The 21968-nt window shown below is 73.4% G+C and carries 24 protein-coding genes and 1 riboswitch; of the genes, 9 read left to right on the top strand and 15 right to left on the bottom strand.

Going from position 1 to position 21968, the window contains the following annotated elements:
* The first annotated feature begins 47 nt into the window (after positions 1-47).
* Genes AB0B41_RS15590 through AB0B41_RS15600 form a run of 3 tightly spaced genes read left to right on the top strand, consistent with a single transcriptional unit; the run spans position 48 to position 3596 of the window.
* Positions 48-1367 (top strand): iron-containing alcohol dehydrogenase, encoded by a 1320-nt coding sequence (locus AB0B41_RS15590; RefSeq protein WP_358203403.1) that lies wholly within the window; start codon positions 48-50, stop codon positions 1365-1367.
* Between the two features lie 10 nt (positions 1368-1377).
* The gene (locus AB0B41_RS15595) at positions 1378-2898 is read left to right on the top strand and encodes a GAF domain-containing sensor histidine kinase (protein ID WP_358203405.1); all 1521 of its coding nucleotides are present in this window, start codon (positions 1378-1380) and stop codon (positions 2896-2898) included.
* A 44-nt stretch (positions 2899-2942) separates the two neighbouring features.
* Complete coding sequence (locus AB0B41_RS15600; protein ID WP_037048681.1) at positions 2943-3596, top strand: response regulator transcription factor; 654 nt, start codon at positions 2943-2945, stop codon at positions 3594-3596.
* Positions 3597-3633: 37 nt separating this feature from the next.
* On the opposite strand, the gene AB0B41_RS15605 is transcribed toward AB0B41_RS15600, so the two are convergent.
* Positions 3634-3831 (bottom strand): hypothetical protein, encoded by a 198-nt coding sequence (locus AB0B41_RS15605; protein WP_358203407.1) that lies wholly within the window; start codon positions 3829-3831, stop codon positions 3634-3636.
* Positions 3832-4072: 241 nt separating this feature from the next.
* Here AB0B41_RS15605 and AB0B41_RS15610 point away from each other — a divergent pair, with 241 nt between their 5' ends.
* Complete coding sequence (locus tag AB0B41_RS15610) at positions 4073-4684, top strand: hypothetical protein (protein WP_358203409.1); 612 nt, start codon at positions 4073-4075, stop codon at positions 4682-4684.
* Here AB0B41_RS15610 and AB0B41_RS15615 read toward each other — a convergent pair.
* The 5 genes from AB0B41_RS15615 to thiO all read right to left on the bottom strand — a co-directional run bounded on the left by AB0B41_RS15615 (position 4671) and on the right by thiO (position 8233).
* Complete coding sequence (locus AB0B41_RS15615) at positions 4671-5546, bottom strand: Gmad2 immunoglobulin-like domain-containing protein (protein ID WP_358203412.1); 876 nt, start codon at positions 5544-5546, stop codon at positions 4671-4673. The two genes, AB0B41_RS15610 and AB0B41_RS15615, sit on opposite strands and share 14 nt — an antisense overlap.
* Before the next feature lie 4 nt (positions 5547-5550).
* The gene (locus AB0B41_RS15620) at positions 5551-6078 is read right to left on the bottom strand and encodes a gamma carbonic anhydrase family protein (RefSeq protein WP_037048673.1); all 528 of its coding nucleotides are present in this window, start codon (positions 6076-6078) and stop codon (positions 5551-5553) included.
* A gap of 105 nt (positions 6079-6183) precedes the next feature.
* Entirely contained in the window at positions 6184-6957 is a 774-nt protein-coding gene (locus AB0B41_RS15625) for a thiazole synthase (protein WP_358203415.1), read from the bottom strand.
* A gap of 2 nt (positions 6958-6959) precedes the next feature.
* Complete coding sequence (thiS, locus tag AB0B41_RS15630) at positions 6960-7160, bottom strand: sulfur carrier protein ThiS (protein ID WP_358203417.1); 201 nt, start codon at positions 7158-7160, stop codon at positions 6960-6962.
* Positions 7157-8233 (bottom strand): glycine oxidase ThiO, encoded by a 1077-nt coding sequence (thiO, locus tag AB0B41_RS15635; protein WP_358203419.1) that lies wholly within the window; start codon positions 8231-8233, stop codon positions 7157-7159. The genes thiS and thiO overlap by 4 nt, the downstream gene beginning before the upstream one ends.
* A gap of 8 nt (positions 8234-8241) precedes the next feature.
* Positions 8242-8327: riboswitch (TPP riboswitch) on the bottom strand.
* Positions 8328-8378: 51 nt separating this feature from the next.
* Between thiO and thiE the strand changes: the two genes are divergently transcribed.
* Positions 8379-9041 carry a thiamine phosphate synthase gene (thiE, locus tag AB0B41_RS15640; RefSeq protein ID WP_358203422.1) on the top strand — a complete coding sequence of 221 codons (663 nt, stop codon included), beginning with the start codon at positions 8379-8381 and terminating at the stop codon, positions 9039-9041.
* 23 nt (positions 9042-9064) lie between these two features.
* Here thiE and AB0B41_RS15645 read toward each other — a convergent pair whose 3' ends face one another.
* Both AB0B41_RS15645 and AB0B41_RS15650 read right to left on the bottom strand, forming a co-directional pair.
* Complete coding sequence (locus tag AB0B41_RS15645) at positions 9065-9949, bottom strand: hypothetical protein (RefSeq protein WP_358203424.1); 885 nt, start codon at positions 9947-9949, stop codon at positions 9065-9067.
* Between the two features lie 449 nt (positions 9950-10398).
* A complete protein-coding gene (locus AB0B41_RS15650) occupies positions 10399-11175 on the bottom strand; it encodes a DUF3159 domain-containing protein (protein WP_358203427.1) in 777 nt (258 codons plus the stop codon).
* Between the two features lie 138 nt (positions 11176-11313).
* Between AB0B41_RS15650 and AB0B41_RS15655 the strand changes: the two genes are divergently transcribed.
* The gene (locus AB0B41_RS15655) at positions 11314-12105 is read left to right on the top strand and encodes an SGNH/GDSL hydrolase family protein (protein ID WP_358203429.1); all 792 of its coding nucleotides are present in this window, start codon (positions 11314-11316) and stop codon (positions 12103-12105) included.
* A gap of 69 nt (positions 12106-12174) precedes the next feature.
* On the opposite strand, the gene thpD is transcribed toward AB0B41_RS15655, so the two are convergent.
* From thpD to ectA, 4 genes are all read right to left on the bottom strand, one after another.
* Complete coding sequence (thpD, locus tag AB0B41_RS15660) at positions 12175-13089, bottom strand: ectoine hydroxylase (RefSeq protein ID WP_358203431.1); 915 nt, start codon at positions 13087-13089, stop codon at positions 12175-12177.
* Positions 13090-13234: 145 nt separating this feature from the next.
* Positions 13235-13645, bottom strand: a complete 411-nt coding sequence (locus tag AB0B41_RS15665) for an ectoine synthase (protein ID WP_358203434.1) — start codon at positions 13643-13645, stop codon at positions 13235-13237.
* Positions 13646-13652: 7 nt separating this feature from the next.
* Positions 13653-14909: a diaminobutyrate--2-oxoglutarate transaminase gene (ectB, locus tag AB0B41_RS15670; RefSeq protein WP_358203436.1), complete on the bottom strand. Its 1257-nt coding sequence runs from the start codon at positions 14907-14909 to the stop codon at positions 13653-13655.
* A gap of 10 nt (positions 14910-14919) precedes the next feature.
* A complete protein-coding gene (ectA, locus tag AB0B41_RS15675) occupies positions 14920-15534 on the bottom strand; it encodes a diaminobutyrate acetyltransferase (RefSeq protein ID WP_358203437.1) in 615 nt (204 codons plus the stop codon).
* 947 nt (positions 15535-16481) lie between these two features.
* On the opposite strand from ectA, the gene AB0B41_RS15680 reads away from it, so the two are divergent.
* The 3 genes from AB0B41_RS15680 to AB0B41_RS15690 are packed head-to-tail and all read left to right on the top strand — an operon-like array spanning position 16482 to position 19321.
* Positions 16482-17891: an MSMEG_0569 family flavin-dependent oxidoreductase gene (locus AB0B41_RS15680; protein WP_358203439.1), complete on the top strand. Its 1410-nt coding sequence runs from the start codon at positions 16482-16484 to the stop codon at positions 17889-17891.
* Between the two features lie 11 nt (positions 17892-17902).
* Positions 17903-18751, top strand: coding sequence for a carbon-nitrogen hydrolase family protein (locus tag AB0B41_RS15685; RefSeq protein ID WP_358203442.1), 849 nt, complete (start codon positions 17903-17905; stop codon positions 18749-18751).
* A gap of 57 nt (positions 18752-18808) precedes the next feature.
* A complete protein-coding gene (locus AB0B41_RS15690) occupies positions 18809-19321 on the top strand; it encodes an MSMEG_0572/Sll0783 family nitrogen starvation response protein (RefSeq protein WP_358203443.1) in 513 nt (170 codons plus the stop codon).
* 65 nt (positions 19322-19386) lie between these two features.
* On the opposite strand, the gene AB0B41_RS15695 is transcribed toward AB0B41_RS15690, so the two are convergent.
* Genes AB0B41_RS15695 through AB0B41_RS15705 form a run of 3 tightly spaced genes read right to left on the bottom strand, consistent with a single transcriptional unit; the run spans position 19387 to position 21942 of the window.
* Positions 19387-19842: a VOC family protein gene (locus AB0B41_RS15695; protein WP_358203445.1), complete on the bottom strand. Its 456-nt coding sequence runs from the start codon at positions 19840-19842 to the stop codon at positions 19387-19389.
* Positions 19843-19892: 50 nt separating this feature from the next.
* Positions 19893-21272: a 4-hydroxyphenylacetate 3-hydroxylase N-terminal domain-containing protein gene (locus AB0B41_RS15700; protein WP_358203447.1), complete on the bottom strand. Its 1380-nt coding sequence runs from the start codon at positions 21270-21272 to the stop codon at positions 19893-19895.
* On the bottom strand, positions 21259-21942 hold the full coding sequence (locus AB0B41_RS15705) for a TetR/AcrR family transcriptional regulator (RefSeq protein ID WP_051737370.1): 684 nt from the start codon (positions 21940-21942) through the stop codon (positions 21259-21261). The genes AB0B41_RS15700 and AB0B41_RS15705 overlap by 14 nt, the downstream gene beginning before the upstream one ends.
* Positions 21943-21968: the final 26 nt, after the last annotated feature.

The raw sequence follows: 21968 nt of genomic DNA on the forward strand, positions 1-21968 counted from the left end.
TATCCGGACGTCGTCGTGTGCGGTCGGACGAGGTGTGGGAGGGCAGCGTGGCTCTCGAGGGCAGGATCCCCGCGACCGGGACCGTCGACGCGTGCCGTCGGGCGGGCGAGACGGTGCTGGTGGACGACGTGCTCCGGGACGACGCCGCCGAGCGGGAGCCGGACCTCACCGTCCACCGGGGCGGCGGCTGCGGCGCCCCGGCGGCCGGCCCCACGAACCCGCGGCTGTCGAAGTTCCACGCCCCCGAGATCGTGTTCGGCCCGGACTCGCTGCGCGAGGCCGCGTACGCCGCCGTCCGGCTCGGCGCGCGGCGGCCGTTCGTGGTGACCGACCCGGGCGTGTTCGAGGCGGGCTGGCCGAGCGAGCTGCTCGCACACCTGCGCGGGACCGGGCTCGCGCCGCGGCTGTGGACGGACGTCACGCCGAACCCCAAGGACCACGAGATCGAGCAGGGCTACCACGACTACGTGGCCTCCGGCTGCGACGTCGTGATGGGCCTCGGCGGCGGCTCGGTGATCGACGCGGCCAAGGGCGTGGCCCTGCTGGCGTCGAACGGCGGGCGGATCCTCGACTACGAGGGCATCGACCGGATCGCCAACCCGATCCCGCCGCTGATCATGATGCCGTCGACGTCGGGGACCGGCGCGGACGTCTCGCAGTTCTGCATCGTCACCGACACCGAGCGGCACACCAAGATCACGATCATGGGCCGGGCGCTGGTCCCGGACGTCTCGGTGATCGACCCGCGGCTGCTCGTCACCATGCCGGAGTGGCTCAACGCGGCCACCGGGCTCGACGCGCTGACCCACGGCATCGAGGCGTTCGTCTCGCTGGCCCACGGCCCGCTCACCGACCACCACGCCCTGCAGGCCGTGTCGCTGGTCAACGCCAACCTGGCGCACACGATGGTCCGGCCCGAGGACCACCGGGCCCGGCAGGCGATGGCCCAGGCCGCCCTGGAGGCCGGGCTGGCCTTCACCAACGCGATCCTCGGCGCCACGCACGCCATGAGCCACCAGGTCGGCGGCATGCTCGACCTGCCCCACGGGGTGATCAACGGCGTGCTGCTGCCGCACGTCGTCCGGTTCAACGGCGCCGTCACCCCCGAGCGGTTCGTGCCCATCGCACAGGCGATGGGCCTGGCCGGGTACGGGGTGCCGGGGGACGAGGCCGTCGACATGGTCGCCGCGGAGATCCGCAAGCTGGGCGACGAGGTCGGCGTGCCGAGCGGGCTCGGCGCGCTCGGCGTGACCGAGGCGGACATCCCGCGGCTCGCGGTGCTGACCCTCGGCGACGCCTGCCTGACCACCAACCCCCGCCCCGCCTCCGTCGACGAGGTCGAGGCGCTGTTCCGGGCCGCCCTGTGAGGAAACCGCGGTGACGAGCGTGCCCTCCTCCGGCCCCTGGCCGCCGCGGCGGGCCGACACGCCGGCGCCCGCGGGCCGCCCGTGGCCCGGCCCCGACCTCGACGCGCTGACCGGTCTGCGGTCCGGCAAGCCGTCGTTCTACCCGGAGTACCGGGTGTCGGCGGTGCGGCTGCGCCGGGTGATCCTCGCGCTGGAGCGCATCTCCGCCGCGCTGGTCCGCACGATGGAGGGCTCCGAGGCGCTCGTCCGGGCCGTGGTCGACGCCGCGGCGGACCACCTCTCCGCGGACTGGGTCGCCTTCGCGCTGGTCGACGGCCGACTCAAGGACGCCAGCCCGCGGCACCTCGTCCTGGGGCCCGACGGCGTGGAGTGGACGAACCTGGACCTCGTGCCCGCGACCGTCCGGGCGCACGTCGAGAAGGTCCGGTGCGGCGACGACACCGGCCACGAGGGCCCCGCCCACGACCGGGACACCGCCCGCACGCACCTGCACGTCCCGGTCCGGCTCGACGGGCGGACCGTCGGCGGGTTCGTGGCGTGGACCCCGCGGGACCGCGAGGTCGACGACACCGACCACTCGGTCATGCGGATCCTGGCCGGGCAGACGGCGTCGGCGCTGCAGAACTGTGCGCTGCTGGAGCGCTCGGAGAAGCTCTACGCCCGCACCGCCCGCCAGGCCGAGGACCTCCGCGCCCGCAACGCCGAGCTGCAGCGCACCCAGGAGCAGCTGGGCGCCGCCCGGCAACGCGAGGTGCTGGACAACGAGCGGCACCGGATCGCCCGGGAGCTGCACGACAGCGTCACCCAGTACGCCCTGTCCGCCGGCATGCACATCGAGCTGGTCCGCGGCGAGCTGGTCGAGCCGCGGCTGCTCGAGCACCTCGACACCGCGAAGGACCTCACCAAGCGGGCCGTCGAGCAGCTGCGCTCGGCGATCTACGCGCTCAACCACCACGAGAGCGCCGACCAGGACCTGCCGGCGATGCTGCGGCAGCTCACCACGGTCCACATGCCGGACGAGCTGCGCATCGACGTCCGGATCGGCGGCGAGCCGGTGCGGCTGCCCGCCGAGCAGGAGCAGTCGCTGTTCCGCATCGCCGGCGAGGCGCTGTTCAACACGGCCATGCACGCCGACGCCTCCCGCGCGTCGATCCGCCTGGCCTACCGGCCGGGTGCGGTCCGGCTGACCGTGTCCGACGACGGCAAGGGCCGGCCCGAGGAGGTCCGGCGCAGCCTGCGGGCCTCGGCGCTGTCCCCGTCCGGCGAGCACCGCGGCCTGGTCAACATGCAGACCAGGGCCGTGGAGATGGGCGGGACGGTGACGTTCCGCCGGGCCCGCATGGGCGGGCTGCAGGTCCAGGTCGACGTGCCGGCCGGCGGGGCCGACGGCGGGCGGCGGACGAGCCGCGGCAGTGCACAGGACCGCGGCAGTGCCCAGGATCGCGGCAGTGCCCAGGGCCGCGGCAGTGCCCAGGGCTGTGGCACTGCGCAGGGCGAGGCCCGGAGCGACGAGAGAGGGGTGGCGTCATGAGCGCCGTTCGCACCGCACCGCCCGGGGGCCAGCCCCCGCGCCCGATGCACCGGGCGCGCCCGATGCCCGTGCGGATCGTGCTGGTCGACGACCACTCGATCATGCGCCAGGGGCTGCGCGCCGTGCTGGAGCGCGAGGAGGACCTGCGGGTGGTCGGCGAGGCCGGCACTCCGGCCGACGCGATCGCCGCCGTGGCCGCGACCCGCCCGCACGTCGTGCTGCTCGACCTCAAGCTCACGTCCGGCCCGCAGACGGACGGGCTCGACGTCTGCCGCAAGCTCTGCGCCGCCCACCCGGGCATCGGCGTGCTGGTGCTCACCACGTTCGCCGAGGACCGGCTGGTCGTCGAATCCGTGCAGGCGGGCGCCCGCGGGTACGTCGTGAAGGACGTCGACACCACCGAGCTGGTCCGCGCCATCCGCGCGGTCTCGCGCGGGGAGAGCGCCTTCGACGCCCGCAGCGCCTCCGCGATGGTGCGCTCGCTCTCCGGCGGCGTCCCGGACCGGGAGCGGCTCACCGAGCGCGAGCTCGACGTGCTGCGGCTGCTCGCCCGCGGGCTCTCCAACCGCGCCATCGGGGCCGAGCTGTTCATTTCGGAGACCACGGTGAAGTTCCACGTCGGCAACCTCATGCGCAAGCTGATGGTCTCCCGCCGCGCCGAGGCCGTGTACGCGGCCACCAAGCTCGGCCTGCTCTGAGGGCCGGCGCGGAGTAACGGCGCCGGCCACCCGCGGCTCAGGCCGGGGTCGTCGGCCTCCCGGCGAGGCCGAGCATGTCCAGCAGCTCCGCGCAGTCCGCGGCGTCGACCGCCATGCCGGCGACCACCCGCCGGGCCCGCCTGCTCTGGGCCTCGCAGCTGACCTCGTAGGCGGCCTGGGCCGCGGACCAACGGCCCTGGTCGTCCTTACCGAATCCGTGCGCGGTGCGGCTCATCGGTTCTCCTCCGGCAGGCCGCACGGCCGCGAACGGTGTGCGGCGCGAATGCCGAGCGGCAACCCTGCACGGCACGAGCCGTCCACAGGGGGTGACGATGCCCGCCCAACTGAACACCGCCACCGTACGCCTGATCCGGCTCCCGGCGGTGGCCGAGCGGCGGGCGGCCCGGCGTCCGGTGCCGCCCCGCCGTGATCCGGTCGGGTCGCGCGACCCGGCCGCGCCCGGTAGGACGCTCCCCATGCGGGTGTATGCGGAGCGGCCGGAGCGGGCCGCCGGTCAGGTTCTGGCCGACGTCGTGGCGGTGGCGTGGGCGGTCCTCTGGATCTGGCTGGGGGTGGCCGCGCACGACCTGCTGCTGCGCCTGCAGGGCCCCGGCCGGACGCTGGTCCAGGCCGGCGAGTCGATCCGCGGCGCGTTCGACGGCGCGGCCCGCGGCGCCGGGGAGGTCCCGTTCGTCGGCGACCGGCTGGCCGGGGCGTTCGCGCCCGGGGCCGACGCCGGGTCCTCGCTCGTGGCGGCGGGCCAGCAGCAGATCGACACCGTCGCCGCCGTGGCGACCGGGGCGGGCGTGCTGGTCGCGGTGCTGGGGCTGCTGCCCGTGCTGGCGCTGTGGCTGCCGCTGCGGGTCCGCTACGCCCGCCGGGCCTCGGCGGCCGCCGAGGCGCGCGAGGCCGGCCCGGACGTCCTGGCCCTGCGGGCGCTCACGCACCGCCCCCTGCGCTCCCTGCTGCGCATCGCGCCCGACCCCGCCCAGGCCTGGCGCTCCGGCGACCCGGCGGCCGTCGCGGCGCTGGCCGAGGCCGAGCTGCGGTCCCTCGGCCTCCGGGCGCCCCGGGTCAGCGGACGGTGATCCGCGCCGAGTCGGTCATCGGCCCCCGGCCCTCCCCGCCGCTCGGGTCGTCCTCGGAGACCGCGAGGTCATAGGTGCCGGGGTCGAGCGGCACGGTGAAACGGTAGGGCGCGAAGGTCTGGCCCTCGCTCGTCGTCGCGAACCCGGAGCGCACGATCCGGCCCGCCGGGTCCCGGACCTCCCACAGCACCGTGGCCTCGAACACGGCCGCCTCGCCGGACACCACGACCGGCGAGCCGACGACGGCGCCCTCCACCGGGTCGTCGAGCTGGACGAGGGCCCGGACGCGGAAGGGGTCGTCGGCCGTCAGCGGCTGCGAGACGTCCTCCCCGAGCAGTGTGGTCGCCGGGCGGCCGTCGACCAGCACGCGCACAGGTGCGGTGCTGCCGGTGGTGTCCTGCACCGTCTGCACCAGCTGCTGCAGGGCGAGACCGGCCGGACCCGGCAGCGGCCCGGGCGGTGCCAGGTCGACCGTGAGGACCCCGTCGGCGAGCGTGACCGGGCCGCGCAGGGTCACCCCCGCCGGCCAGTCCGAGCGGTGGTCGGGGTCCTGCGGACGCCCCGCGAGCAGCTCCCGGACGGCATCGCCCGCCGGGTCCGGGGCCACCCCGTCCGGCCCGCCCTCGGTGGTCGCCCGGCGCTCGCGGTAGAGCCGGTCCCCGGCCGGGGTCGAGCCGACGAACCAGACGACGAGGCCGCCGGCCGCGGCCGGGAGCCGGGTCGTCGCGGGGGCCGGGACGGTCGTCGTGGGTGCCGGCGGCGTGGGAGCTCCGCCGCCCCCGCACCCCGCGAGGCCCACCAGCACAGCCGTCAGCAGGGCCGCCACCGGCGGCCCGCGGCGCCCCTGCCCCCGCGCGGACACCGCGTCAGGGTACGACCGGGGTCACCGTCTTGGCGTGCCGCTGCGCGAGCTCCCGGTAGATGTCCGGGTTCGTGCGCACCCACCGCTCGGCCTCCGGCGTCAGGCCGCCCTTGGTGGCCGCGGCCGGCCCCAGGACCAGGGTTCCCTCGGGGATCACCTTGTTCGGCGGCACCGTCGACCCGGCCCCGATCAGCGACCGCGCGCCGATCCGCGCGCCGTCCTGGATCGTGGCGCCGTTGCCGACGACGCACTCCGCGCCGATCACGCTGCCGTGCACCACGCACAGGTGCCCGATCGTGGCGCCCGCGCCGATCTCGGTCACGGGGTCGTCGCCACCGTGCAGCACGCAGCCGTCCTGCACGTTGGCCCCGGCCCGCACCACGATCGGGCCGAAGTCGGCCCGGAGCACGGCGTTGTACCAGATCGAGGCGCCCTCCTCGACCCGCACGTCGCCCACGAGCGTGGCGGTCGGGGCGACGAAGGCGGTCGGGTGGACGGTCGGGGCGAGGCCCTCGAAGGAGAACAGCGGCACCGCCTCACCCTGCCACGAGCGCGGCCGGGATCAGTCGATGCGGGGCCCGTGCCACAGTTCGTTCCGCACGCTCCTCCCGTGCCCCTGTTCGTTCCGCACGCTCACTCAGTCGATCTCCGGCGACGACGCCTGCGCCCAGTACCGCCGCGGGATCCGGCCGGCGTGCCGCGCGGCGTACCCGGCCTCCACGGCCAGCCGCATCGCGTGCGCCATCCGCTCCGGATCGGCCGCCCGGGTCACCGCCGTGGCCAGCAGGACGGCGTCGCACCCCAGCTCCATGGCCTGCGCGGCCTCGGAGGCGGTGCCGATCCCCGCGTCGAGCACGACCGGCACCCCGGCCTCGGCCACGATCATCTCGATGTTGTGCGGGTTGCGGATGCCCAGCCCGGTCCCGATCGGCGAGCCCAGCGGCATGACGGCCGCGCAGCCGACCTGCTCGAGCTTGCGGGCCAGCACCGGGTCGTCGTTGGTGTACGGGAGCACGGTGAAGCCGTCGTCGACCAGCTGCTCGGCGGCGTCGAGCAGCTCGATCGGGTCCGGCAGCAGGGTCCGCTCGTCGGCCACGACCTCGAGCTTGACCAGGTCCGTCTCCAGCGCCTCCCGCGCGAGCCGGGCGGTGAGCACGGCCTCGGCGGCGGTGCGGCAGCCCGCGGTGTTCGGCAGGACCTCGATACCCAGCCGCCGCAGCAGGTCGAGCACCCCGGTGCCGGTCCGTGCGTCGATGCGGCGCATCGCGACCGTGGTCAGCGTGGTGCCCGAGGCGACCAGCGCCCGCTCCAGGACCTCCAGGTTCGCGGCCCCGCCGGTACCCGTGATCAGCCGCGAGCCGATCTTGCGGCCACCCACCACCAGCGTCTCGTCCGCCAGGTTCCCGTGCACTGTCACCCTCCCTGCACCGCCGTCAGCACCTCGACCGCGGCACCCGCCGCCAGCCGGGTCGACGCCCAGTCCGCCCGCCGCACGACCTGCCCGTCGACGGCCACCGCGATGCCCTTCCCCGGCGCGTCGATCGCGGCCAGCGCGTCGGCGACCGTCGCCTCGTCGGCGAGGTCGTGCGCGGCCCCGTTGATCTCCACCTTCACGTTCCCGTCCTCCCGAAGCGCGCGGGGTCGACCTCCGCCGGCACCGGCCCGCCCTCCAGCAGCCCCACGACGAGCCGGGCGGTGAGCGGGGCCAGCAGGATCCCGTTGCGGCTGTGCCCGGTGGCGACGAGCGTCCGCCCGTCCAGCCGGCCGACGATCGGCACGTTGTCCGGGCTGCCCGGGCGCAGCCCCGCGGCCGCCTCGGCCAGCGTGTACTCGGCGATGCCCGGCAGGATGCGCTCGGCGTCGCGGAGCAGGTCGCGGACGCCCCCGACGGTCGGCTCGGTGTCGAAGCCGTGCTCGCTCTGGGTGGCCCCCACGACCAGGCCGCCGGGCCGCGGGACGAGGTAGACCGGGCGGCCGTCGACCAGCGCGCGGACCGTCCTCGTGGGCACCGGGAAGGCCCCGTGCCGGTGCGTGAGCCGCAGGATCTCGCCCTTGACGGGCCGGACCAGCCCGGCGAGCCCCGGGTGCAGCGCCGCGGAGTGGGCGCCGGCGCAGATCAGCACGGTCCCGGCGGCGGTGTCGGCGGTGGTGTCACCGGGCTCCCACGCCCGCTCCTCCACCACCACGCCGGCCTTCTCCGCTGCCGCCCGCAGGGCCGCGAGCAGCGCGCGGTTGTCCACGGACAGGTCGCCCGGGACGGACAGCCCGCCGCGGACGTCCGGGCCCAGCCCGGGCTCCAGGCGGCGCAGCTCCCGCCCGCTCAGCCGCTCGACGGGCCGGCCCAGCCGGCCCAGGTGCCCTGCGAGGGCGTCGAGCTCGGCGCGGTCGCCGGAGCCGGTCGCGGCGACGACGGTGCCCTCCGGGTGCAGCCCCGCCGGCTGCCCGGCGGCCGCGGAGAGCTCCTCGGCGAACGCCGGCCACATCTCCAGCGACTCCAGGCCCAGCCCGAGCAGGCCCTCCTCGCCCGGCCACGCCTCGGTGACCGGGGCCAGCATCCCGCCCGCGACCCACGACGACCCGCTCGCCGGAGCGGGGTCCCGCAGCGTGACGCGCCGTCCCGCCTGCGCCGCGCGCCACGCGCAGCTCAGCCCGATGACGCCGCCACCGACGACGACGAGGTCCTCCACCTTGCTTCCTCCCTGCGCCGGCATGACCCGGATCAGGTTCGACGGTCGGGACCGGCCAGTCCCCTCTCAGCCCGCTCGCGCGCGGACTCCCGTGCCCTGCACCCACAGCTCTCGTTTCCGGTCGCCCAGCCTACGCTCCCGGACCGTGCCCCGACTCGACCGTGAGACGCTGCTGACCCGGCTCGCCCACGCCCGCCTCTACCTGTGCACGGGCGCCCGACGGGACCGTGGGGACCTGGCCGAGTTCGCCGACGCCGCCCTCGCGGGGGGCGTCGACGTCATCCAGCTCCGCGAGAAGGGCGGCGAGCCGCTGGAGGCGAAGCAGGAGCTCGAGGCCCTCGAGGTCCTGGCCGGGGCCTGCGCGAAGCACGACCGGCTCCTCGCCGTGAACGACCGGGCGGACGTGGCCCTGGCCGCGGGCGCCGACGTGCTGCACCTCGGGCAGGACGACCTGCCAGTCGGGTGGGCCCGGCGGGTGGCCGGCGAGGAGATCGTCGTCGGGCGCTCCTCGCACAGCGCGGAGGAGACCCTGCGGGCCGCCGACGAGCCCGGCGTCGACTACTTCTGCGTGGGCCCCTGCTGGCCGACCCCGACCAAGCCCGGCCGGCCCGCGCCCGGCCTGGATCTGGTCCGCACGGTCGCCGACCGCGCACCGGCCCGGCCGTGGTTCGCGATCGGTGGTATCGACGGCGGGAACCTCGACGAGGTCCTCGCCGCCGGCGCCACCCGGATCGTGGTCGTCCGGGCGATCACGGAGGCGGAGGACCCTGAGGCCGCGGCCCGGGCCCTCCGCGCGCGCCTGCCCTGACCCGGACCGCCGCCCGGACCGATCTAGTTCGCGCTGTTCTCGCCGCCGCTGCCGCTGTTGCCGCCGCCGTCGAGCAGCCCGTCGACGCCGCCCTGCTGGGAGCCCGAACCGCTGTCCCCCGAGTTCGGCGACGTGGTGCGGGTCGGCGACCCGGTCCGCGGGGTCGTGGTCGCGGTGGGGTTGCGCGACGGCTCGTCGCTGCCGGTCCGCTCGGTGGAACGGCCCTGCTCGTCCGACGGCTCCGGCGTGGTCGTCGGAGTGGAGCTCTCCGTGGTGTCGGTGCTGCCGCCCTGGTCGGTGTTCTCGTCCGACGTGACCGGGGTCCCGGAGACGACCCGGCTGACCGAGGTGCCGGAGGTCCCGCCGGAGATCGGCGAGCCCTTGATCCACTCGACGCCGGTGATCACCATCAGGCCCACCACGAACGCGACGACCGTCGAGGCCGCCGCCAGCAGCAGGCGCTTGCGGGTGTACCAGGGGCGGGTCTGCTCCGGGGCGCCCTCCGCCGCCGCGTCGCCGAGCGCCGGCTGGAGCATCGTGGGGCCCGCGCCCTCGTCCGCGCGGCGCTGCAGCGGGATGGTGGCCAGCGGGTCGACCGGCTCAGCGATCACCACGGCGTCCTTCTGGCCGGGGATCTTGACCCGAGCCAGCACCGTCTCCTTGGTGCGGTCCAGCGAGCGCTGGTAGAGCGTCGTGCCCAGGGTCGTCACGACCGAGCCGAGGGCCGCGCCGGCCACCGTGCCGGTGGCACCGAAGAAGGAGCCGAACACCGCCGTGGTGGCGGCGGCACCCGCACCGGCGATGATCTTGTTGACCGTCAGGTCCGGCTTCTTCTCCTCGACCGTGGCCGAGACGGCCGCGGTGGGGACGCCCCCGGACGTGACCGCCGAGGTGGCGCGGGTCGGCATCCCGCCGGAGGGTGTGCGCGGCTGCGGTCCCGTGGTGGTCGCGACCTGGGTGGGCAGCCCGGAGGACGGCGGCCCCACGCGACGGGTGGCGCCCGAACCGGCCGAGCCGCCGCTGCCGCCGCTGGCGCCCCTGCCCCGGGAGCTCGTGGCGCCCCCCGATCCCGACCGGCGCTGCGGCCCGGGGTGGCCGGGGCGGCGGTCGTCGGGACGTCCGGCGCCGGGCCGCTGGGCGGCCCCGGTGCGCGGGAGGTCGGGCGGGCCGGGCTGCGGCGGGACGGGTCGGCCGTTCGGGCCGGGCCCGGCCTGCGGGTACCGGGATGACTGCGGGCGGGGGTGCTGCTGGGCCATGACTCCGTTTCACATCACGCGAGGGCTGCCGGGGTTCCTCACCCCATATGAACGTGGGCGATCTTGTGAACGCACCTGACGATCACGATGAGTGAGAGTTGTCACCCGTCCGTGGGCGGACCGTCCACCGTAGGGCCTCCTGGATCGGCCCCCGGAACCCGGGGGTGCCGGATCCCCGGATGGTCCGGCGGGAGCGCCGACCGCAGCGCCGGCCACGACAGCACCACGCTCAACGCCACCAGCGCCGGGCTGAACGCGACCCGGGCCGCGCCGAGCGCGAACACCCACTCCGCCTGGTAGAGCGGCAGGAACACCGCCACCCGCACGACGTACTGCGCCACCCACACGCAGCTCGCCCGCTGGTAGCCGCGCAGCAGGTACGGGTCCCGCCGCCACCGGGTCCTCTGCCCGAGCGCGGTGCCCACGATCAGGCCCAGCAGCGGCCACCGCACCACGATCGAGATCGCCCAGGCCAGCGCGCTCGCCACGTTGCCGAGGATCTGGACCAGGAAGAAGTCCTCGGCCCGGCCGGTGTAGAGCGCCACGATGGCCGCGACGGCCACGCCGAGCAGGCCGAACAGCACCGCCCGCGGCCGGGTGCCCCGGACCAGCCGGACGACCGCGACGGCGATCCCGGCCAGGATCGCCGCCCCCGCCGCAATGCCGACCGGCGACCACCAGCCGAGCGCCCCCGCCAGCAGCCAGACCAGCACGAACGCGACGACCGGCACGGAGGCGTCGATCGCCCCGCCGCGCCCGCCGAGGATCGCGCGCAGCGACTCCGCGCCCTCCCGGCGCGCGTCGCGCCCGCCCTCGTGCTCGGTGTCGCTCCCGGGGCCGCCGTCCGGACGGCCCGCGGGTCCCTCGGGTGTGCTCACGAGAGGCAAGGGTGCCCTATCCCGGTATCGAGATCACCCCGTGCTGGCGGATTGTGTGACGGATGGGTGATCCTGTTCGAGCATGAGGTGTCCCCCTGATGGACACCAGAAGAACGGATGCGAAGGGAGCTGGGGGCCGTGAACCGGTGGAACAGCTTCGTCGCCGTCGGCGACAGCTTCACGGAGGGCCTGGACGATCTCCGGGACGACGGGTCGCCGCGCGGATGGGCCGACCGACTGGCCGAGCGGCTCGCCGCGGGGCGCCCCGGCTTCACCTACGCCAACCTGGCCGTGCGCGGCAAGCTGCTGGACCAGATCGTCGCCGACCAGGTGCCGGTCGCCGAGGCGATGCGCCCCGACCTCGTCTCGTTCTGCGCCGGCGGCAACGACATCATCGGCCTGCAGTGCGACCCCGACGACCTCGCGGTGCGCTTCGACGCCGCCCTCGCCCGGCTGGTGGCCACCGGGGCGGACGTGCTGATCTTCACCGGCTTCGACCTGCGCCGCATGCACGTGCTGCTGCGCCGGCTGCGCGGCCGCGTGGCCACCTTCAACGAGAACCTGCGCGCCAGCGCCGACCGGCACGGCTGCCGCGTGGTCGACCTCTGGGGCATGAACGTGCTGGCCGACCCCCGGGCGTGGGCCAGCGACCGGCTGCACCTGACCCCCGAGGCGCACGAGCGCGTCTCGCTGCGGGCCCTGGAGGTCCTGGGCGAGCCGGTGCCGTCGGACTGGCGCACCCCGTGGCCCGTGGCCGAGCAGGCCAACTGGCGCACGCGCCAGGCCGAGGACCTCGCCTGGGTGCGCGACCACGTGATGCCGTACGTGCGCAGGCGGCTGCGCGGCGGGCACACCGGAGACGGCTACCTGCCCAAGCGCCCCGAGCTCGCCCCGCTGGAGCGGCTGAACCGCTCCTTCCCCGCCGTCTGACCCTGTCGACGCCGACGGGGCGGCTCCCGGGTGGAGCCGCCCCGTCCGTCGCGATGGGTGCGCGGGGTGTCAGCGCACCGGCGTGAAGTCCCGCGCGCCGATGTACTCCGGGCGCCGCTTCGGCGCGTAGTACGGCTCGACGCAGGCGTTGTCCACGCTGTTGAACACGACGAAGATGTTCGAGCGCGGGTACGGGGTGATGTTGTCCCCGGACCCGTGCATGCAGTTCGAGTCGAAGAAGGTCGCCGACCCGGCCTTGCCGGTGAGCATGGCGATCCCGTGCCGGTTGGCCAGCGCCGTGAGGCTGTCCGGGTCCGGCGTGCCGATCTCCTGCTCCTTGAGCGACGACCGGTAGTTGTCCTCAGGGGTCTCCCCGACGCAGCTCACGAAGGTCCTGTGCGACCCGGGCATGATCATCAGGCAGCCGTTGTACTCGTAGTTCTCGGTCAGCGAGATCGAGCAGCTCACCGCGCGCGGGGTGGGCATGCCGTCCTCGGCGTGCCAGGTCTCGAAGTCCGAGTGCCAGTAGAAGCCGCCGCCGCCGAAGCCGGGCTTGTAGTTGATCCGGCTCTGGTGGACGTAGACGTCGCCGCCGAGGATCTGCCGGGCCCGGCCGACCACGCGCTCGTCGGCGACCAGCCGCGCGATGGCGTCACTGATCCTGTGCACCTCGAAGATCGAGCGCACCTCGTCGGACTTCTTCTCGACGATGCAGCGGTCGTCCGCCCGCACCAGCGGGTCGGCGGCCAGCCGGTCGAGCTCCGCGGCGTACCCGGCGACCTCGTCGGGGGTGAGCAGCTGCGGGACCTGGCTGAAGCCCTTCTCGGCGTGGCCGTGCAGCTCCTGGGCGCCGTACATGCCGGCGCTGGACTCGCTCCCCCAGACGGTCGGCTCGACGCGCTCGATCAGCGCGGGCTCGCTCGACACGCGCGTGTAGTAGCGGTCCTGGGTGGTCCGGGTCTGGCTGCTGCTCGGGGCAGACATGCGTCCCTTCCTTTCCTCGTCGGTCCCTGCGGGAGTGGATCCGCCCTTCCTCTGCGGTTGGGTGCGGCGGTCGTTCGGTGGTGCGGTGGTGGTACACGGCGCGACCGCCGGGCCCGATCGGACCCGGCGGTGCGCCGCGACGGCGTCAGGCCTGGCCGGCCGGCTCCGGCGGCAGCTCGAGCAGCGGGTACACCCCGTTCTCGTCGTGCACCTCGGTGCCGACGATCGGCGGGTTGAACACGCACACGCAGGTGATGTCGGACCTGACCCGCACCTGGTGCTTCTCGTTGCCGTCCAGGAGGTACATCGTGCCCGGGCCGAGCTGGTACGTCTCGTCGTTGTCCTTGTCGTACAGCTCGCCCTCGCCGGAGACGATGTAGACGGCCTCGACGTGGTTGGCGTACCAGAAGTCGTTCGTCGAGCCGGCCCGCAGCACCGTCTCGCCGACGGAGAAACCGACCCGGTCGTGCGCGGTGACGATGCGGCGCGAGTACCAGCCGGGCGTGTCGACGTGGTTCTTCGTGCCGGTGACGTCCTCGATCTTGCGGACGATCATGTAGTGCTCAGCCTCCGGAGGTGACGGCCTTGACGGACTCGGCGACGACGGCGAGACCCTCGTCGAGCTCGTCGTCGGTGATGGTCAGGGGGGCGAGGATCTTCATGACCTCGCTCTCGGGGCCCGAGGTCTCCATCAGGAGTCCCCGTTCGAACGCCGCGGCACACACCTTGGCGGCCTGCTCCTCCTGCGCGAACTGCAGGCCGCGGGCCAGGCCCCGGCCCTTCGCGGTGAGCTCGGTCGTCTTGGTGTCGGCGACGATCCGGTTGAAGGCCTCCTCGACCTTCTCGCCCTTGCGGATCACGTCCCGCTCGAGCGTGTCGTCGCTCCAGTACTGGTGGATGGCCTCGGTACCGGTGACGAACGCGGGGTTGTGGCCGCGGAAGGTGCCGTTGTGCTCACCCGGGCCCCAGACGTCGTGCTCGGGCTTGATCAGGACGAGCGCCATCGGCAGCCCGTAACCCGAGATCGACTTGGAGATCGTGACGATGTCCGGCTCGATGCCGGCCGCCTCGAACGAGAAGAACGGGCCGGTGCGCCCGACTCCCATCTGCACGTCGTCGACGATCAGCAGGATGTCGTGGCGCTTGCACAGGTCCGCGAGGCCCTGCAGCCACTCGATCCGCGCCGGGTTGATACCGCCCTCGCCCTGCACGGTCTCCACGATCACGGCCGCGGGCTCGTTGAGGCTCGAGCCGGTGTCGGTGAGGACCTTCTCGAACCACAGGAAGTCCGGCACCTTGCCGTCGAAGTAGTTGTCGAACGGCATCGGGGTGGAGTGCACCAGCGGGATGCCGGCCCCGCCGCGCTTCATCGAGTTGCCGGTCACCGAGAGCGCACCGAGCGTCATGCCGTGGAAGGCGTTGGTGAAGTTCACCATCGCCTCCTTGCCCGTGATCTTGCGGGCGAGCTTCAGCGCGGACTCGACGGCGTTGGCGCCGGTCGGACCGGGGAACTGGACCTTGTAGTCCAGGTTGCGCGGGGCGAGGATCTTCTCCCGGAAGGTCTTCAGGAACTCGCCCTTGGCCGTGGTGTACATGTCCAGGCCGTGGGTGATCCCGTCCCGGGACAGGTACTCCAGCAGCTTCTTCTTCAGGGGCTCGGGGTTGTGGCCGTAGTTCAGCGCGCCCGCACCCGCGAAGAAGTCGAGGTACGAGTTGCCGTCGACGTCCCACAGGCGAGCGCCCTTCGCCGTGTCGAACACGACGGGCCAGTTGCGGCAGTACGAGCGGACCTCGGACTCGACGTCCTCGAAGATGGTCATTCTCTTCTCATCATCCTTCGGTCGGGATCGGGCCGATTCGATAGAGGATCTCTGATTCGTGTCCGTCGCCGAGAAGGGATCCGGGGAACAATTCCGTTCTCGACACCTCCGCGTCGTTGCGGCGCGCGAATGCGGCGAACATGGCGTTCGACGCGTCGTTGTCGGGCGTCACCGTCGTCTCCATGAAGCGGACGCCGGGAACCTGCGCGAAAAGCGTGTCCAGCATTCGGCCCGCCACTCCGCGACCGCGGGCGGCGGCGCCGACGGCGACCTGCCAGACGAGCAATGTTTCGGGGGCGTCCGGGCGGCGGTACCCCGTGACGAAGCCGACCGGCAGGCCGTCGAGCTTCGCGATCACCGAGGTCGCGGCGAAGTCGCGGCACCAGAGGAGGTACGCGTACCGGGAGTTCACGTCGAGGACGCCGGACTCCGCCGCCATCCGCCACAGGTCGACGCCGTCGTCGACCGTCGGGGGCCCCACCGTCAGTTCCGGTTCGTCGCCGGACGGTTCCGAGGTGTCGGTGGTGGCTGCGGTCATGGCCAACGAACGTAACAGGGGTATTGCGAACCTGCACCTGTCGGCGGTTGTCGACAACATTCGATCGCGAGGTTCCGTGATCGTCATCACAACATCGTTTAATGCCGGCGAATTGTGGGCACCGCCCGGGGCGCCGAATGGTCACCGCGGTTTCCGCAGGTGCATCGCCGATTTCCCGGTCGGACCCCACGGACGCCTCGGCGCCGGGAGCCCTACTGGGCGTCGCGCTCTGCCACGGCCCGTCACGGAGCATGACCCTCGCCACGCTCCCGTCCGTTCCGCACCATAGGGGGAGTCGGGCCGCGGGGCGAGGCGAGCCGCCGGTAGCCGGTCCGACCGGTCGGACCGCCGCCGGGGCCGGGGAGGGCGCGAAGCGGATCACCTCCGGCCCCACCGGGACGCTCGACGGGGGGCCGAAGCGGCACGGGCCGCCGGAGCGCGCGAAGGGCGGCACCGCGGCCCGCGGGCCGCGGCGGTCCAGGGCCGGAGACGATGGGATGTCCGACGCGCACCGACCCCTCGAGCGGATCTTCACGCGACCGCAGGAGGCCGGTTTCCGCAGCGTGCGACTTTCGCTTCCCGCCGCCGTTGCGCTGTTCGGCCCAACACCTCTTTCCTCGGCCCGGTGGCGCATTCTCCGGCGGCGTCGTGGCTGCGAGCTCCACGATTCGGACATCGCGCACGTCGCAGTGAGACCTACGGCACTCCACCGCGTCCGGACAGGCCCGGCTCGCTCACTCCACGGCCTATTTCGTCGCGGGGCCGCACAGGGTCGGCGAGAGTTCCCGGAAACGCGAACACCGCGATCCCGCGAAGCGCTCTCGCCGTGGCCTCGGAGCGGGCCGTGCACCGGCCCGTCCGAGCGAGAGCGCTGCTCCGATCTCACCTCGCCGCAACATGAGCATGATCCGGAAACACAGATGCGTTCCGGATGACACATCCCGGCAACGGCTCCGCCGTGAACTGGTCCCCGAGCCAGTCACGGTCCGGCTCAGACCCCACCGCTGTCGGAGCCCCTCAGGAGCTGATCCTTCATGTCCCCGTCGCAGCCGGCCACCCACCTGCGCGCCGTCCCCGATCCCACCCCCGCCACGTCCGACCTCGACGGCGCGCACCGTTCCGTCGTGGTCGTCGGCGGCGGGCAGGCCGGCCTGTCGGTGAGCCGGTGGCTCGCCCACCACGACGTCGATCATCTCGTGCTCGAGGCGGAGACCGCCGGGCACGAGTGGCAGGACCGGCGCTGGGACTCGTTCTGCCTGGTGACGCCGAACTGGCAGTGCCGGCTCCCCGAGTTCCCGTACGACGGCCCGGACCCCGACGGCTTCATGGTCCGTGACGAGATCACCCGCTACCTGGAGAAGTTCGTCGCCTCGTTCGACCCGCCGCTGGTGGAGGGTGTCCGCGCCACCTCCCTGCGGGCCGGCGACCCGGCCCGCTTCCGGATCGGCACCGACAAGGGCACCGTGACGGCGGACCAGGTCGTGGTCGCCACCGGGCCGTACCAGGTCGCGCGCACCCCGCGTATGGCCGAGCGCCTCCCGGACGCGGTGACCCAGCTGCACTCCTCGCAGTACCGCAACCCCGAGCAGCTGCCCGAGGGCGCGGTCCTGGTGGTCGGCACCGGCCAGTCCGGCTGCCAGATCGCCGAGGACCTGCACCTCGCCGGCCGCACCGTCCACCTCGCGACCGGCACCGCCCCGCGGGTCGCCCGGTTCTACCGCGGCCGCGACTGCGTCGCCTGGCTGTCCGAGATGGGCACCTACACCAAGGGCATCGACCAGTTCCCCGACGCGGAAGCGGTGCGGCACAAGACGAACCACTACGTCACCGGCCGCGACGGCGGGCGCGACATCGATCTGCGGAAGTTCGCCCTGGAGGGCATGAACCTGCACGGCCGGCTGGTCGGCGTCACCGACGGGCGGCTCCGCTTCGGCGGCGACCTGCGGTCCAACCTCGACGGTGCCGACGCCGTCGCCGAGGGCATCAAGGACTCGATCGACGCGTACATCGCCGCGAACGGCATCGACGCGCCGGCCGAGGAGCGCAGCGCCCCGGTGTGGGTGCCGGGGTCCGACGAGCCGGAGGAGATCGACCTCGGCGCCGCCGGCATCACGACCGTCATCTGGTCCACCGGCTACGGCCGCGACGACCGCTGGATCGAGCTGCCGATCTTCGACGGCCGCGGCTACCCCACCCACGAGCGCGGCGTCACCAGTCAGCCGGGCCTCTACTTCATCGGCCTGCCCTGGCAGTACACCTGGGGCTCGGGCCGCTTCTCGGGCGTCGCCGAGGACGCCGCGCACGTCGTCGGCCGGATCCTCGAGACCCGCCGCGCCGGCCGCGTCGCCGACGGCCTGCACTGGCTGGCCGGCACCCCCACCAGCACCTTCCCGTCCGTCCCCACCGATGATCCCGACTGGGTCGCCCCCCGGTCGGCCAGCTGAGGAGCCCCGCCATGCCCACGACCCGTGTCGCGACCGTCGCGGCCCCCTTCGACCGGGACCTCGAGGCCGACCTCGCCCGCATCGCCCGCCTGATCGACGAGGCGAAGCAGCAGGGTGGGCAACTGCTCGCGCTGCCCGAGGCCGCGCTCGGCGGCTACGTCTCCGACCTGGGCGGGTCCGCGTCCCCGCCGCCGGCCTTCGCGGTCGACGGACCGGAGATCGCCCGTCTCGCCGCGCTGGCCGGGGACCTCGTGGTCACCGCCGGCTACTGCGAGGCGGCGGACGGCCACCGGTACAACGCGGCGGTCTGCGTGACCGGCGACGGTGTGCTCGGCACCTACCGCAAGGTCCACCAGCCACTGCGCGAGGACGCCACGTACACCGCCGGCGACGCCTTCGAGGCCTTCGACACCCCGATCGGCCGGATCGGCATGCAGATCTGCTGGGACAAGGGCTTCCCCGAGGCGGCCCGGGCCCTGGCGATCGACGGCGCCCGGGTGATCGTCTCGATGTCGGCCTGGCCGGTCAGCGCGACGAACCCGCACCCCGACCCCGCCCAGGACCGCTGGACCCGGCGCTTCGACCTGTTCGACCGCGCCCGCGCGCTGGAGAACCAGGTCGTGTGGGTGGCGTCGAACCAGTTCGGCACGTTCGGCTCGCTGCGCTTCGCCGCCAACGCCAAGATCGTCGACCCCGGCGGGGAGATCGTGGCCGCGACCGGGCAGACCGAGTCGATGGTGGTCGCGGACTTCGACCTCGAGGCCGACCTCGACGCCCACCGCGCCGGCATGAACAACCTGCGCGACCGCCGCCCCGACGTCTACGGGGCCCTGACCCGGCCGGCGCTCCAGCCGGTCTGAGCACCACTCCCCGACCGTCCACCCGTCCACAGGACCTGTCCACACCGGAGGAAAAACATGGCCGACCTGACCGATCTCGAGAAGCAGAGCCTCGAGGAGATCCCGCACCCGTCGATGCCGGAGGGGTCGTCGATCTACGGCGGCACCAAGGTCTTCCCCGACTACCAGGCCGAGAACGGCGAGAGCTACTTCACGCTGGTCCACGGCATCGCCCACGAGTCCTCGGTGAGCTTCGTGGCGATCCTGCAGGCCACCCGGGCGCTGCGGAAGGGCTTCGAGTCCGCGATCTACTTCTACGGCCCGGGCTCGCTGAACTGCCTGGCCACCCGCGGGTTCCCGACCACCGGCAACTCCGCGTTCCCGGGCGAGCACAACATCAACAACTCGCTCCAGACCTTCATCCAGGAGGGCGGCAAGGCGTACTGCTGCCGGTTCGGGCTGTCGCTGCACGGTGCCCGCGAGGAGGACCTGATCGAGGGCGTGATCCCGACGCACCCGCTCGACGTCCAGGACGCGCTGATCCACTACGCCCGCAAGGGCGCGATCATCAACTCCACCTACCAGCTCTGACCTGCGGCTGCGCCGCCCGTGCGCGGTAAGTGGTGCTGGAGCACCACTTACCGCGCACAGGCGCGTCAGCGCAGGTAGCGGGCGGCCGGGGTGCCGGGCGGGTTGTGCCGGCCCGGCTCCGCGTCCGGGTTGGGGACGCAGACCTCGGCCTCCAGCCCGTCCGGGTCCCGGAAGAACAGGCTGAGCACGGGGCCGAAGTCGGTCACGAACTCGTCGCACGCCCCGCGGGCGAGCAGGCGGCGCCGGATCTCCTCGAACGCCTCGATCGACGCGGCCTGCAGCCCGAGGTGGTCGAGCCGGCCGCGGCCGAGCATCGGCGTCTGCCGCTCGGCCTCGGTGTTGCCGGCCACCTCGAACACGTTGAGCTCGGTGTGCGGGCCGATGTCGACGATCGAGAACCGGAAGCCGTCCTGCCGTGTCTCGTGCGCGACGGTCGCCCCGAACACCTCGCCGTAGAAGGCGTGGAGGCGGTCCGTGTCGGCGGTGATCACGGCGACGTGGTTGAGCCCGTCCAGCAGCATCCGCGCAGGTTAGGGCGCCTCCACGTCGCCGCGGTAGGGCCGATGGGATCTCAGGGTGCGAACGGCACCCCGACCAGCTCCTTCGCCTTCGCGACGGCGGCCTCCATCGGGTACCACTTCCGCGTCACGATCTTCTGCGCGTACAGCCCGCCGCCGGCCTGGATGTTGGTGACGAGCCGCCAGCCGCCGTAGGTGTCCGCGGTGAGGTCGCGGATCACGTGGAACAGCCGCAGCCGGGTCTCGCCGTCGAACTCCGGGTTGCCCTGCATGTACTTGCGCACCGCGGGCCCGATCTCGGGGTTCTGCAGGTCCGCGAGCGAGGGCGCGGTGACGATCGAGCCGCCGGCGATGTCGTGCAGGCTCTGCACGAGCCGGTCGTAGTGCGACGCCGCGTAGTACTTGCCCGCGTTGGTGTACAGCTCGTCCGGGAACGCCGCGCCGTTGTCGCCCACGTGGCAGTGGGTGATCGCCGCCTCGAGCGAGGCACGGATCAGCGTGGCCTGGATGATCATGTCGTCGATCTTGTCCCGGACGTGCGCCACCGACTCGGTGCCGTTCGCCTGCGCGATCAGCTGGGCGAGCCCGACCAGCAGGTCCGCGCCGTCGGCCATCGACGACAGCCCGCCGAGCCGCTCCCACAGGCCGAGCGAGTGCGCGAACACGGTGGCGTACTTAGTCTGCCCGTCGAGGAAGATGCGCTCGGTGGGGACGAACACGTCGTCGAGGATCACGAACGACTCGGGGTAGGACACCGGGCCCGAGACCGGGAAGGTGCCGGAACCGGCGTTGCGCGGGGCGTAGCTGACGTCGACGATCTTCACGCCCGGCGCGTTGACCGGGATCATGCAGGCGATCGCGTAGTCCTCCTCCCCCGGCTTCATGCCCTTGGTCGGGATGACCATGAGCTCGTGACCGAGGGAGGCCGCGGTGATGTGCAGCTTGGCCCCGCGGACGACCACGCCGTCGTCCCGGCGCTCGACCACGTGCACGTACGCGTCGGGGTCCTCCTGCTGACCCGGGCGGACCTTGCGGTGCCCCTTCGCGTCGGTGATGCACTGCGTGATCCGGATGTCCTCGGCACGGGCGCGCGCGACGAAGGCGTTGATCCGCTCGACCTCCTCCGGGCAGGAGTCCATGATCCGGCCCGCGGCGGTCAGCAGCGTCATGATCGAGGTGTAGGTGACGTGCGCGAGCATGCCCATGTCGTGCACGAAGTCGATGTGCTCGCGCAGGCCCTGGGCGTCCGTCGGGACGTCCGAGAACGGGCTGTGGTCGCCGGTCGGGTCGTAGACCTTGTCGTAGCCCTCGGCGATGAGCTTCACGCTCTGCCCGAGGATCGGGTGGTCGGCGATGCGCTCGACCAGCTCGCCCTCGAACCAGACCTTCCGGCCGTCGTCGAGGGAGGCCAGGTACTGCTCACCGGTCTTCATGCAGGGTCCTTTCCGGGTGGGTCTCCACGCCGACGCTGCGCAGCAGGAGGTCGGTGAAGCCGTCGATGATCTCGGTCATGGACAGGTCGCCGTCGGGGCGGAACCACGCCTGGACGGAGTTGAGGGTCGCGAGGATCGACGCGGCGGTGAGCCGCGGGTCGAGGTGCGCGGCGAAGGCGCCCTCCCGCTGCCCCTGCCGCACGATCTCGCGGATCGAGCGCTCGTAGGTGTCCCGGCGCGCGATGATCTCGGCGAACCGCTCGGCGGGCAGCCCGGAGAACTCGGCGTTGAACACCCTGATCTTGATCAGGTTCTTCTCGGTGCCGCGTAGGTGCCGCTCGATCGCCAGCCGCAGCTTGTCGACGGCCGGGGCGCCGGAGGCGAGCAGCTCCTCGCCGAGCGCGGCGGTGTTGAGGTGCGCCTCCTCGACGATCGCGTGGAGGAGGTCCTCCTTGGTGTGGATGTAGTGGTAGAGGCTGCCCTTGAGCATGCCGGCGGCCTCGGCGATCTCGCTGATGCTCGTGCCCGCGTACCCCTTGCGCCGGAACAGCTCCGCCGCGGCGTCGACGATCTGCTCGTAGCGCGACGGGCCGAGGTCGCGGCCGCGCGCCTTGGGCGCCACCGCGCGGCGGTGCGGCGGCACGGACCGCTCGATCCCACTCTCCGGCACCAGCGTCTCCTGCGACTCGGCGGTCC

Origin of the sequence: Pseudonocardia sp. NPDC049154 (assembly GCF_040648315.1) — a bacterium.
Taxonomy (GTDB): Bacteria; Actinomycetota; Actinomycetes; order Mycobacteriales; family Pseudonocardiaceae; genus Pseudonocardia.